Genomic DNA, 12,354 nt, shown 5'->3' on the forward strand with positions numbered 1-12,354 from the left:
GTCCCTGGTTTGGGTGTTTCGGGTCGAACGGTTGGCGCGTCGCAACCGCTAAATGCGAAGCGCCGGATACCGAACGCGGGCTACGTCGAGTAGACCCATTTTCCGAGCCACAGCGCGGTGGGCAACAACAAAAGGAGCAGCAGTCCCGGCAGCCCGATAAACATGGTCGCCAGAACGGCGTCGAGGACCACCAGCCCGAGTACGCACCGCTTGACGGCGCGCTGGACGTTTCGTGCCCCTGGGGCGTCGATGGCGTGCGCTACCGGCAGCCCGATCAGGAACCCGAACGCGACGAGCAGGTACGGGAACGCGACCGTACCGAGCGGGGCGGGGATTTTGGCCCGCAGTAAGAGTGCGAGGACGAGCGCGACGAACATGACGCCGGACGCGAGTGAAAGGTCCCGTTTACGGCTCGTGCTCTCCTCGGTGCGCGCGAACCAGGTCACCCCTACGATGTACACCCCGACCACGCTGGCGAGGTGAACGCGCTTCTCAATGTCGAGCGCGTCTTCGGGGATGAGTGACAGCCCGAGCAGCACGTTAAGGAACCGACAGGCCGCCATCGCGATCGGGCCGAAGGGGGTGTACTTCGCGCCCCCGTCGTAGATCAGCACCGCCGCCACCAAACCGATGGCGTAGACGAGTGGCTCGTGGTTCCACTCCGGCGCGGCGAGCGCCCCCGCGAGCCCCGCGAACGCGACGCCGGCTGCCATCAGTACCACACCGAGCGCGACGGCCGTAACCACCCGCACCCGACCGGAGGGAAGGGGCCGAAACGCTCGCGACTTCTTGTCCTCGGCAAGATCGAAGTAATCGTTCCAAACCATCCCTGCGAGGTACAAACACCCCGATGCGAGGGCGAGCACCAAGTACGCGCACCAGAAGGCGAACGGGGCGGACGACAATACGGCGGCCCCGACGCACGCACCCAGTGCGATGTCGGCGAACGCGGTGAACACGTTGGGCAGGCGCAGGAGCTGCGCGAAGGCGAGAATGCGGTCGCGGGTCATGGAGATAACGTAGCGACGGGCACCGGCTGGGGCTGCCCGGGACCGCTAGCGGGGAACGAGCACTCAGCCCAGCGGAATGTCAACCGAGTACGCCGCCGGTGCGTTCGCGGCCTTGTTCTCGCAGAGGTGCGCCAACTCCTCTTCGGTGCTGACGTAGCGGATGTCGCGGATCGTCTCGGCGAGCAGCCGCCCGTGGGCCTCGAGTTTGTGGTTCTCGTCCAGCCCGATCAGGATCGCGCTGACGGCGAAGCCCTGGCGCTTCAACGTGCCCAGAGCAATCGCGGTTTCGGCCGGCACCCGCGGAAGCAAAGCGATGACGGTCGCGTCGCGCGGCATCCGCCCCGCCATCTCCAGCGCAAGCTGCCCGAAGGTGAGCGCGTCCGACAGTTCAAGCCGGGCGAGCGCCTCGCGGATCTGCTGGTACTGGTCGAACCCGCGGCGCGTGTCCACCACGACGGGCCGGACGCGGTCGGAACCGTCGGCCAGCTCGAACCGGTCGCGGGCCTCCTCGCGGGTGGTGTGCCCCTCACGCTGTGCTTCTTCTGATTCGGCGGCAAGCGCGTCCTCGCGGATGCGGTCCGCGGCGTCGCGCCCGTTGCTCGCGAACCCGATCTGCACGTTCAGGACCGACACCAAGTAAGCCAGGCTCGCCGCGGTGGTGATCGCGAGTTCGGACCGGAACGGCTCGCCGCGCTTGTGGTAGCCGTCCTGGTGGAAGTCCACGAGGATCGTGGCGCCCGCGAGTGTGGTCGGCTCGTAGATGCGGCAGTGCAGCTGCCCGGTGCGCGCGGTCACCTTCCAGTGAACCCGCTGGAGCGGGTCGCCCTGAACGTACTGCCGCACGCCCGCCGTGCGGGTGGGGTCCTCGAACAGCCGGTTCTGGAGCCGCACTTCTCCGATGGGGCGCTCCGACGCGAAGTTGTACTTCGGGAGCGCGACGACCTTCGGGTAGACCATCACGTACACCGGCTTCCCGATGACGCGGTGCCGGCGGTGCAACCCGAACACGTCGCCGGTTTCGAGGAGCGTCGGGCCGAGCGGGTAGTACCCGCGCATCTGGAACGTGACCTTATACCTGATCGTCTTCGTTCCTCGACTGCCGAGTGTCACGACCTGAACCCGTTTGCCTTTCGCGGTGATGCGTGGGGTTCGGGCTTTCACCGCGAAGTCCGGCAACAGGTCTTCGACCAGCACCCACGCGATCGGGATCGCCCCGGCGTTGCTCAGAGTGACGGTCACGGCTGTCGACTCGCCGACCTCACGGGGTGAAGAGTCGCATTCGCGTGTCGCTTCGAGATCGTGGACCCACCGCCGCGCGAGGTACCGCGACAGCAGGTAGACGCCCAGCAGGACGTACCCCGCGAACGCGACGAGCCCCGCTTGAAGCGCGAGCGCCGCACCAATCAGTAACGCGATGGCGAGGAACCACTTCATAGAGCAAGGCAAAAGTAAAAAGGTGAAAGGCAAAAACGCTGCACGCAACAACGCCCCTCAAGTATTCTCAACTGCTCGCGCCACAATCGCGCCCAGGATTCGCTTTAAATGTTGGACTTCTTCGTGGAGATCGCGAACCTCGTCCGAGTTCGGCAATACAGTCGCGCTGATCAGACGCAACCAATAGGCAGCTTCACGAGCTTCCTTGAGCGCAATCGCGTTCTTGCTGATGAAGTCTGCACGACTTTGGCCTGCTCTCCCTTCCTCAACGTTCCCGCCGATAGAGGTACCCGCACGAAGCAGTTGATCCCCGAGACGCCGCGAGGGGTCTGGGTGCTCACAGAGGGTCGAACACAAATTCACAATCCGCACAGCGAAATCGAACGTCCGCTCGCAGATGTCGAATGGCGGCATGGGCGATCCCGCGTAGATGGTGCCTTCTATTTAATTGCTTACGTTCGGCGCCACCTCTTGTTTGCCTTTTGACTTTCGCCTTGATCGATTGCTTACGTTCGGCGCCTTCTCTTGTTTGCCTTTTGACTTTTTACTTTTAACTTGATCGTCAGTCGTCGAAGTAATCGACCTGAGTCGCCTTCATCTTGTTGGTGATCGGCACCCGGGCGTCGTCCACCAGGTCCTTCACCACCGCCGCGGGCGTGCGCTTCCGCAGCCGGCTCTCGGGCTTCAGGATGATCCGGTGCGCCAGGACCGGTTGGGCCACGCGCTTGATGTCGTCCGGTTGGACGAAGTCGCGGGCGCTGATCGCCGCCAGGGCCTGGGCCGTGCGGAACAGTGCGATCGACGCCCGCGGGCTGCCGCCGAGCAAGATATCCTCGTGAGCGCGGCTCGCGTGGACAACTTCGAGGATGTACTTTTTGACCTTGTCGTCGACGTGGACGCTGCGAACCGCTTCCTGGCAGGTCATGACATCCTCGGCACTGACGACCGGTTTGAGGTCGTCGATGGGGTGCCCCATCTGGAGCCGCGAGAGCATCTTGCTCTCTTCTTCCAGGCTCGGATAGCCCAGGGTCAGGCGCACCAGGAAGCGGTCGAGCTGCGCCTCGGGGAGCGGGAACGTCCCCTCCTGGTCCACCGGGTTCTGCGTCGCGATGACCAGAAACGGCGGTTTCAGAACGTAGGTCTGACCGTCCACGCTCACCCGCCGTTCGCCCATCGCTTCCAACAGGGCGGCCTGGGTGCGGGGCGTCGCGCGGTTGATTTCGTCGGCGAGGAGGGTTTGCGCGAACACCGGACCGGCGCGGAACTCGAACTCGTTCGTTTTCTGGTTGAAGATGCTCACCCCGGTGACGTCGCTGGGGAGCAAGTCGGGCGTACACTGGAGCCGCTTGAACGCGCAGCCCACGCTGCGCGCCAGCGCCCGGGCGAGCATCGTTTTCGCCACCCCCGGGACGTCTTCGAGGAGGATGTGTCCCTCCGAGAAGTACGCCGCCAGGGCCAGCGTGAGCTGCGGGCGCTTGCCGATGATGACTTTCTCGATGTTGGCGATGATGCGGTTGGCAACGCCCGCCACGTCGGTAGACATAACGTTTTCCGGGAGCACAGCGGATGTTCGGGGCCGGGAGTGTTCAACTTACGAGGTTGAAGACGCCCGCCGCCGTGGGCGATTCCGATCGTTTCCGCGTCCTCTCACTTTCGTACCGACCGGAGCGACACATGCGCGCCTGTTTGCTCCTCCTGATCGCCTCCCTATCGCTGGGGTGCCACCGGTCTGCGCCGCCGCCGGGGGCCGCGAATCAGCCGGCCTCCCCGCCCCTCGTGAAGGTCACGCGCCCCGCCACCCGAGCAGTGAAGTGGGCCATCGAACAGCCCGCCACCGTCCAGCCGCTCGAAGTCGCGCCGATCGTCGCAAAGCTCCCCGGGTACGTCAAAACCATTGCCCCGGACACAGCGGCCCTCAAAGCCGGCACGACGCTCCCGGGCGGTCAGGCGCCCGTCATCGACATCGGAAGTGTGGTGGAGGCGGATCAACTGCTCGCCACCGTGCATATTCCCGAACTCGCGGCCGACGTTGCTGAGAAGCGGGCGACCGTCGCGAAGGTCAGGGCCGAGTTCGTGCTCTCCGAGCGCGAGCGCGACGTGACCGACGCCCAGGTCACCGCGGGCGAGGAAATGGTGAAGGAGGCCGCGGCCGGGATCGCCCGCAGTGATGCCGATGTCGCCCGGTGGAAAGCCGAACTCGATCAAGTGAACGCTCAAATAACGGGCGGCGTGGCGGACACGCAAACGCGGAACGTCGTCACCAAGAACTTTGAAACCGCAAAAGCGGCCAAGGTCGAGGCGGTCGCGAAGGTCGCGACCGCGGTTGCTGGCGTAAACGAACGAAAGGCCCGTCGCGCCCGCGCCCAAGCAGATGTGGAAGCTTCCGAGGCACGTGTAAAGGTGGCTGAGGCCGAGCTGGAACGCGCTCGGGTACTCGAATCGTACACGCAGGTGAAAGCGCCGTTCTCGGGCGTCGTGACGGCGCGAAACGTTCACCCGGGGCACTTCCTCCAGCCCGCGAGTGCCGGCACCGGCACGGTGCTGTTTACGGTGATGCGGTCGGACGTCGTGCGCGTGTTCGCCGACATCCCTGAAGTGAACGCCGAAAAGGCCGTGGTCGGAACGGCCGCTGCCGTGCGGGTGCCCTCGCTGGGCGGGCGCGAGTACGCGGGCAGCGTGACCCGCACGACCGGCGCGATCGACCCCGGGACGCGCACCCTGCGCGTGGAAATCGACATCGAGAACAAGGACCGCTCGCTCAAGCCCGGCGTCTACGCGACCGTCCGGATCAACGCCGAGGCCGGCGACGCCGTCGTAATCCCGGCGGGGTGCGTGCTCCCCGCCGACGAAACGCACTACGTCTACCTGATCGAATCCGGGAAGGCGGTCAAGTACCGCGTGCAGCTCGGACGCGGCGACCCCGGTACGGTGCAGGTGCTCGGCCGGCGCAAGGCCACCGCGACGGCCGGTGCGTGGGACAAGTTCACCGGCGCGGAGCAGGTAGTTGAAGGGAATCTGGGGGCCCTGACCGACGGGGCCGATGTCCGCACGGAGTGACGATGCCGTTACACCTGACCGAAGCGCAGCTCAACGAGCCGGTGACCGTTTACGCGCGGAACGACTACGCCACCCTCTACCCTGAGTGGACCGTTAGCGAGGCGCTCGCGCACATGCGGCAGCACCCACCGCCCGGGCGCATCATCTACTTCTACGTCGTCGACGACGCAATGCGGCTGGTCGGCGTGGTCCCCACCCGCCGGCTGCTGCTGGCGACCCTGGAAACGCCGATCCGGGACGTGATGATCGAGGGCGTGATCGCGATCCCGGCGTCGGCCACGCTGCTCGATGCGTGCGAGTTCTTCACGATGCACCGGCTGCTCGCGTTCCCGGTCGTGGACCAACTGCGGCGGCTGATCGGGGTGATCGACATCGAAGCTTACGCCGAGGAGCTGGCCGAAACTAGTGACCCCGGCGGCCCGCCGCCGACCCGGGACGATGTGTTCCAGCTCATCGGGGTGCGGCTCACCCGGGCGCAGCAGGCGCGCCCGCTGGTGGCGTTCCGCGGACGGTTCCCGTGGCTGCTGTGCAACGTCGCCGGGGGTACGCTCGCGGCGATCCTGGCCGAGATTTATCAGGTCGAGCTGAACTGGCAGCACGCGGTGCTGGCGCTGTTCATCCCGGTGGTGCTGGCGCTGGCCGAGAGCGTCGCGATTCAGTCCGTAACGCTCGCGCTCGAGGCGTTCCGCGAAGCTCAACCGTCCTGGCGCGATCTCTTCGCCCGGCTCCGCTCCGAGGCCGCGACCGGGCTCATGCTCGGCCTCGCAACGGGGCTACTCGTCGGTGCGATTGCGGCCGGCTGGCAGGGGCTCGCGAAGCTGTTCCTGATCGTCCTCGGCGGGATCGGGATCGGGGTCACATGCGCCGCCATCGTGGGGCTGGCGGTACCGCACCTGCTCCACCTGATGAAGCGTGACCCGCAGGTCGCGGCCGGGCCGATCGCGCTGACGTGCGCGGACATCGCGGCTCTGCTGGCGTACTTCAACCTCGCCCGGCTGCTCACCTGAAGCCCCAGCCTCCGCGGCGAACACGTTTTGCCTCTTGTGACCGAGTGACAACGGGCGCGTGCCGGGGTATCCTCGCGGGCACACGCCCGCCGCTGCCAAAGGTCACCGCCATGATTAAGCTCGGTATCCTCGACTTCGACACCTCACACTGCGTCGAGTTCACCAAGCGTTTGAACCACATCGGCAACGATAAGGACCAGTTCGTTGACGGTGCCCGGATCGTGATCGGTTGTCCGGGAACGTCGAAGCTCTCGCCCGAGCGAGTCGAGGGGTTCACCAAGCAGATGAAGGACTTCGGTGTTCCGCTGGTGGACAAGCCGGAGGACATGATCGGCAAGGTGGACGGGGTACTGATCGAGGCGGTGGACGGGACGGCCCACTACGAGCGGGCGAAGCCGTTCCTGGAGGCCGGCGTCCCGTGCTTCGTCGACAAGCCCTATGCGTGTTCCGTGACAGACGCGAAGAAGCTCGCCGAACTCGCCGCGAAGAAGAAGCTACCGCTGTTCTCGTCCTCATCGCTGCGGTACGCGCCGGAGGTGGTGACGTTCGCCGCGGACCCGAAGCGCGGGAAGCTGGTCGGGTGCGTGGTGTACGGGCCGGCGTCGCTGTCCCCGGTTCCGGAGCGGAACGCGGGGCTGTTCCACTACGGGATTCACCCGGTCGAGGTGCTGTATGCGCTGATGGGGCCGGGCTGTAAGCGCGTTACCTGCACCCGCGACGCCGACACCGACACCGTCACCGGACACTGGGCCGACGGCCGGATGGCGACCCTCCGCGGCATCCGCAAAGGCGCGAGCGCTTACGGTTTCGTAGGGTTCAGCGAGAAGGGCGTTCAAGCCGTCACAATCGGCACCAAGTTCATTTACCGCGAGCTGCTGAAACAGATCGTGGAGATGTTCCGAACAAAAAAGTCACCGCTCGACATCGCGGAAACGATTGAGTTGGTGGCGTTTATTGAAGCCGCGAACCGGAGCGGCGCCAACCACGGGGCGGGCGAGACGGTCAAGGTGTGACGCGCCGCTGCTCGCGAGGCGCCCGCACAGACTAACAGCCGGAGCGCGAGAGCGGCAAACCTCATTCCTTTCCGCTGGCACCGCACCGGCGCGGCTGATAGACTCGCCCGGGCACCGCACCTGAATATTCGCGCATAACCACACTCCCACAGACGGAGACGCTAGTGAGCAGTTCGTCCTCTCCAGGTCGGAACGAGAAGGTCCTCTTTTGGGCCAGTTTCTTCACACTTATCGCTGCCGGCATCGGGTTCTCGGTGCGCGGGTTCATCCTGAAAGACTGGGGCAACCAGTTCGGCTTTACGCAGAGCGAACTGGGCACCATCACCGGCGGCGGCCTGATTGGGTTCGGCATCGCGATCATCTTCTTCAGCTTCTGTGCCGATCGATTTGGCTACGGAAAGCTCATGATGGTCGCGTTCCTCTTGCACTCGTCCAGTGCCCTCGTCACCTTCGCGGCGGCCCCGGTATACGGCATGTACGGTAAGGCAGGAGCTTACTGGTGCCTGTACCTCGGGATGTGGTTATTCGCGCTCGGCAACGGCACGTGTGAGGCCGTTATAAACCCTCTGACGGCGACGCTGTTCCCTCGCAACAAGACCCATTGGCTCAACATCCTCCACGCCGGCTGGCCGCTCGGCTTGATTCTTGGCGCGTTGATTGTGCTCGGGTTCAAACAAATGGCTCCAAACGCTCAGTGGGAGATCAAACTGGGTGTGTTCTTGGTTCCGGTGCTGCTGTACGGCCTGATGATGTTCAACCGCCCGTTCCCCGAATCGGAAGCGAAGTCGGCCGGCGTACCCCTCTCCGAAATGATGCGAACGGTCGGCATGCTGGGCGCCGCGGTGGCGATCGGACTAGTTGGTGTGCTGCTGAACAACGAACTGCCGGGCCTGCTGGCTAAAGTCGGTGTTGGCGCCCCGCCGTGGATCGGCTGGGTCGTGGCCGGTGTGATCTGGCTGGGCTACGGGGTGATCGTCCGGTTTGCTCCGGGTAACCTCATCATCGCGTTCCTTTACCTTCTGCACGCACTGGTCGGATACGTCGAGTTGGGCACCGACAGTTGGATCGGGAATATCACCGAGAGAGTGCTCGCGGACGAAACCCAGGCCACCCTCGCGTTTATGTGGACGAACGCTCTGATGTTCACGTTGCGGTTCTTCGCCGGTCCGATTGTGGAGAAGATCAATCCGATCGGGCTGTTGTGCGTAAGTGCCGTGCTGGGGACGGCCGGGTTGGCTGCGCTGGGGCTCGACTTCACCAGCTCGACTTGGCCGTGGATGCTGGCCGTTACCGTCTACGGTTTAGGTAAGACTTTCTACTGGCCGACGCTGCTAGGTGTGATCTCCGAGCGGTTTCCGAAGGGGGGGGCGCTGGCACTCGGGATTAGCGGTGGTATCGGGATGATGTCTGCCGGTCTGCTCGGCGCCCCGGGCATCGGATACAAACAGGACTACTTTGCGGTCGAGAAGATCCAAGCCACCGCACCCTCGACCTACGAGCGGTACGTCGCACGCGGTGAAGACGGCAAGCCGGCCGCGCGAGGGTTCCCGCTGCTGACCGGGCTGATGCCAACACAACTGCCCCCGGTCGCCGGGCTCGACAACGGTAAGCTCAAGGTGTTCGACGACTGGGGCGGCGTGATCGACGAGAGCGGGAACCGCAAGGAAGGCAAAAAGACGACGCTGGAAAGCGACATCGAAACGGTAGCCCGGCTCGAAGCCGAAGGGAAACCGGCCGGCAAGGAGCTGAAAGAGAGCTTGGACGGGTTGAAAAAGTGGTGGGACAAGGAAGGCCGGCCGAATTATGCGGCCGACAAGGAGAAGCTCAGCGAGGCACGGCTGTCCGGCGCGAAGCAGGCACTGCTTTATACTGCGGTTGTGCCGGCGGTACTGGCGGTCGGGTTCTTGCTGCTGATTCTCTATTTCATGGTGACCGGCGGCTACAAGCAGGTCCACCTCGTGGGTGAGAGGCCGTATCGGGCCACCGGCGGCGCTCCCGCCGAAGATTGGGGACGCTAACATCGGCTCCCAAGTCGAGCGGTCGCTGGTCGTAAAGTCAAATGCCACCAAGGCTAAGGTCTTCGACTTTACGGCTCGCGACCTGTCGACTTGAGACTTGATACTTGTCACTGAGCCCTCCGCCCGGTGAAATACCGGTGCGATGCTCACTCACGCGACAGAACCGCGAACGTTCACGTTCCTCGGCACCGGCACCTCCATGGGGGTGCCGATGCTCGGCTGTGACTGCCACGTCTGCACGTCCGACAACCCCCGGAACCACCGCTACCGCTGCTCCGTGCTGGTCAGCAACGCCCAGGGCAACCTCCTCATCGACACCGCCCCGGAGATGCGGCTGCAACTGCTGCGCGAGAACGTGAAGTTGGTCCACGCGGTCGCGTACACGCACTACCACGTCGACCACCTGTTCGGGCTGGACGACCTGCGCATCTTCCCGGTGAAGCTCAACGGCCCGCTGCCGATGTACTGCACCGACGAGACCGAAGCGATCATCCGCCAGGCGTTTGCCTACGTGTTCGCCCCGGGCAGTGAAGACTTCCCCCTCGGGATGCTGCCCCGGCTCGACCTCCGGCGCATTGACGAGCGCCCGTTCGAGGTGCTGGGCGAAACCGTGACGCCCGTTCCGCTGATTCACGGCCGCTTCAACGTGCTCGGGTTCCGGATCGGGAACGTCGCGTACTGCACCGACGTCAGCCACATCCCGGACCGAAGCTGGCCGCTGCTCGAGGGGCTGGACGTGTTCGTCATCGACGCGCTGCGGCCCGGCAAGCCGCACCCGTCCCACTTCGGGCTCGATCAGGCACTCGAAGTGATCGCGAAGGTGAAGCCGAAGAAGGCGTATCTGACGCACATGGCGCACACGATGGAATACGAGGAACTGATGCGGACGCTGCCGCCGAACGTCGAACCGGCCTACGACGGCCTCAAGTTCACGTTCTAGTCACGCGGCCGCGCGACCCGCGGATCTGGACGCGTTGCGTCGGAGTTCGCGCTTTGGTGTTTGAGTTCCCCCCGGAGAGACGATGCTTCACGCGATGATTATGGCCGGCGGCGGCGGCACCCGGTTCTGGCCCCGGAGCCGGTCCAAGCGGCCCAAGCAGTTCCTCACGTTCAGCGGTAACCGCACCCTGCTGCAAAGCACGGTCGATCGCGTGTCGGCCCAGATCCCGCCGGAGCGCACTTGGGTCGTCACCGGCGCCCAGTACGCCGACGAGACCGCGGCCCAACTGCCGGAACTGCCGCGCGACCACATCATCGGCGAGCCGGAGGGCCGCGACACGGCCCCGTGCGTCGGGCTCGGCGCCGCAATCATCGCGAAGGCCGACCCGAACGCCACAATCGCGGTGATGCCGGCCGACCACGTCATCGAGCCGGAGCAGGAGTTCCGGCGCGCGCTCCACGCCGCGGAGCAGTTCCTGGCCGACGAGCCGAACAAACTCATCACGTTCGGCATCCGCCCGACGTTCCCGTCCACCGGGTACGGGTACATCAAGCGCGGAGCGGCGGCGGGTACGCGCCAGGGCGTGACCGCGTCGCAGGTAGAGGTGTTCCGCGAGAAGCCCGAGTTCTCGGTCGCAGAACAGTACGTCGCGAGCGGCGAGTACGACTGGAACAGCGGCATCTTCGTCTGGAAGCCGGGCGCCATCCTCGGTGAATTGAAGGCCCGTAAGCCCGACATTCACGCGGTCGTCGCCAAGATCGCGGAGGCGTGGGGTGCGCCCGAGTTCGACGCGGTGTTCCGCGGCACGTACAACCAGGCCGAAAAGAAGAGCATCGACTACGCCGTGATGCAGGACGCGGCCAAAGAGGGCAAGGTGCTGGTCCTCGCCGCGCCCTACACGTGGGACGACGTGGGGAGTTGGCTGGCGCTGGAGCGGCGCAACCCGCAGGACGCGAACCACAACACGGTTCAGGCTAACCATTGTGGCATCGACACGAACAAGTGTGTCATCGTCGGAGAGCCGAAGACGGTTATTGCGACCTACGGCGTGAGCAACCTGCTGGTGATCCAGGACGGCGACGCGATCTTGGTCGCGGACCGGAAGCACGAGGACAAGGTGAAAGAGATCGTGGACGCGCTCAAGAAGAGCAACCGCGGGGAGTTCACGTGAGCGCGGAAGCGGAAGGACCTACCCCCCCCGGCCCCTCCTCCCAAAAGGGAAGGGGGGAGACAGGGCCTTTCGAGCCGGCTCGCGAATCGAGTTCGTTGAGCGGACCCGCTGAACTCTCACTCCCCTCAGTGGGCGGAGCGGGGCGGGGGGGGCCATCGTTTCCCCCACGCGGCGCGCTGCTCGGGGTCGACTACGGCACCAAGCGCATCGGGGTCGCGGTGTGCGACCCCGACCGCGTCATTGCCTCGCCGGTGGGCACGCAGGCGAACGACGCCACCCGCGAGCCCTACTTCCGCGACCTCTGCGCGCGGTCGAAGTTCGCGGGCGTCGTGGTTGGGTTGCCGCTCCACGCCAGTGGAGAAGAGAGCCCCATGTCGGGCGAAGCGCGGGCGTTCGCCCGGTGGCTGTCCGACCTCACCGGGCTGCCGGTCGTGATGTGGGACGAGCGGCACACGTCCTTCGCCGCCGAAAGCGCGCTGCTCGGCGCCGGGCTCACCCGCAAAAAGCGCAAGGAGAAGGTCGATCGCGTCGCGGCGCAAATGATTCTCCAAACCTTCATCGACGCCGGGTCCCCGCCGAACGGGAGCGATGTGCCGCCCGCCGGCCCCGATTCCGCTTCGGAACCGGACGCGAATTGAAACCCGCTGCAGTTTGCCTACGTTAGCGGTTGTGTCGGTGGCTCGCCTCTCTCAAGCCGCCCATTC

General features: G+C 65.3%; 11 protein-coding genes. 7 read left to right on the plus strand and 4 right to left on the minus strand.

The genetic code is table 11. The features are described from left to right. Window positions 1-80 precede the first annotated feature (80 nt). From GobsT_RS17040 to GobsT_RS17055, 4 genes are all read right to left on the minus strand, one after another. Complete coding sequence (locus GobsT_RS17040; RefSeq protein ID WP_010043366.1) at window positions 81-1,010, minus strand: UbiA family prenyltransferase; 930 nt, start codon at window positions 1,008-1,010, stop codon at window positions 81-83. A gap of 63 nt (window positions 1,011-1,073) precedes the next feature. After that, window positions 1,074-2,444, minus strand: a complete 1,371-nt coding sequence (locus GobsT_RS17045; RefSeq protein WP_010043368.1) for a DUF58 domain-containing protein — start codon at window positions 2,442-2,444, stop codon at window positions 1,074-1,076. 57 nt (window positions 2,445-2,501) lie between these two features. After that, window positions 2,502-2,858: a four helix bundle protein gene (locus tag GobsT_RS17050; RefSeq protein WP_010043372.1), complete on the minus strand. Its 357-nt coding sequence runs from the start codon at window positions 2,856-2,858 to the stop codon at window positions 2,502-2,504. A gap of 148 nt (window positions 2,859-3,006) precedes the next feature. Further along, on the minus strand, window positions 3,007-3,987 hold the full coding sequence (locus GobsT_RS17055) for an AAA family ATPase (protein WP_010043374.1): 981 nt from the start codon (window positions 3,985-3,987) through the stop codon (window positions 3,007-3,009). Between the two features lie 131 nt (window positions 3,988-4,118). On the opposite strand from GobsT_RS17055, the gene GobsT_RS17060 reads away from it, so the two are divergent. From GobsT_RS17060 to ruvX, 7 genes are all read left to right on the plus strand, one after another. Further along, the gene (locus GobsT_RS17060; RefSeq protein ID WP_010043376.1) at window positions 4,119-5,501 is read left to right on the plus strand and encodes an efflux RND transporter periplasmic adaptor subunit; all 1,383 of its coding nucleotides are present in this window, start codon (window positions 4,119-4,121) and stop codon (window positions 5,499-5,501) included. Window positions 5,502-5,503: 2 nt separating this feature from the next. After that, window positions 5,504-6,508, plus strand: a complete 1,005-nt coding sequence (locus tag GobsT_RS17065; RefSeq protein ID WP_010043378.1) for a magnesium transporter — start codon at window positions 5,504-5,506, stop codon at window positions 6,506-6,508. A 110-nt stretch (window positions 6,509-6,618) separates the two neighbouring features. Beyond that, window positions 6,619-7,521 (plus strand): Gfo/Idh/MocA family protein, encoded by a 903-nt coding sequence (locus GobsT_RS17070; protein ID WP_010043380.1) that lies wholly within the window; start codon window positions 6,619-6,621, stop codon window positions 7,519-7,521. A gap of 164 nt (window positions 7,522-7,685) precedes the next feature. Continuing rightward, entirely contained in the window at window positions 7,686-9,539 is a 1,854-nt protein-coding gene (locus tag GobsT_RS17075; RefSeq protein WP_010043382.1) for an MFS transporter, read from the plus strand. Window positions 9,540-9,681: 142 nt separating this feature from the next. Further along, window positions 9,682-10,479: an MBL fold metallo-hydrolase gene (locus GobsT_RS17080; protein ID WP_010043384.1), complete on the plus strand. Its 798-nt coding sequence runs from the start codon at window positions 9,682-9,684 to the stop codon at window positions 10,477-10,479. Window positions 10,480-10,561: 82 nt separating this feature from the next. Then, complete coding sequence (locus GobsT_RS17085; protein ID WP_010043387.1) at window positions 10,562-11,650, plus strand: mannose-1-phosphate guanylyltransferase; 1,089 nt, start codon at window positions 10,562-10,564, stop codon at window positions 11,648-11,650. Between the two features lie 95 nt (window positions 11,651-11,745). Further along, a complete protein-coding gene (ruvX, locus tag GobsT_RS17090) occupies window positions 11,746-12,288 on the plus strand; it encodes a Holliday junction resolvase RuvX (protein ID WP_157506836.1) in 543 nt (180 codons plus the stop codon). The last annotated feature ends 66 nt before the right edge of the window (window positions 12,289-12,354 follow it).

This window comes from Gemmata obscuriglobus (assembly GCF_008065095.1).
Classification (GTDB): Bacteria; Planctomycetota; Planctomycetia; order Gemmatales; family Gemmataceae; genus Gemmata; species Gemmata obscuriglobus.

Excerpts from the sequence above, each read along its gene's own strand:
- GobsT_RS17040 (WP_010043366.1), bottom strand. The coding sequence starts at position 1,010 with ATGACCCGCGACCGCATTCTCGCCTTCGCGCAGCTCCTGCGCCTGCCC.
- GobsT_RS17045 (WP_010043368.1), bottom strand. The coding sequence starts at position 2,444 with ATGAAGTGGTTCCTCGCCATCGCGTTACTGATTGGTGCGGCGCTCGCG.
- GobsT_RS17050 (WP_010043372.1), bottom strand. The coding sequence starts at position 2,858 with ATGCCGCCATTCGACATCTGCGAGCGGACGTTCGATTTCGCTGTGCGG.
- GobsT_RS17055 (WP_010043374.1), bottom strand. The coding sequence starts at position 3,987 with ATGTCTACCGACGTGGCGGGCGTTGCCAACCGCATCATCGCCAACATC.
- GobsT_RS17060 (WP_010043376.1), top strand. The coding sequence starts at position 4,119 with ATGCGCGCCTGTTTGCTCCTCCTGATCGCCTCCCTATCGCTGGGGTGC.
- GobsT_RS17065 (WP_010043378.1), top strand. The coding sequence starts at position 5,504 with ATGCCGTTACACCTGACCGAAGCGCAGCTCAACGAGCCGGTGACCGTT.
- GobsT_RS17070 (WP_010043380.1), top strand. The coding sequence starts at position 6,619 with ATGATTAAGCTCGGTATCCTCGACTTCGACACCTCACACTGCGTCGAG.
- GobsT_RS17080 (WP_010043384.1), top strand. The coding sequence starts at position 9,682 with ATGCTCACTCACGCGACAGAACCGCGAACGTTCACGTTCCTCGGCACC.
- GobsT_RS17085 (WP_010043387.1), top strand. The coding sequence starts at position 10,562 with ATGCTTCACGCGATGATTATGGCCGGCGGCGGCGGCACCCGGTTCTGG.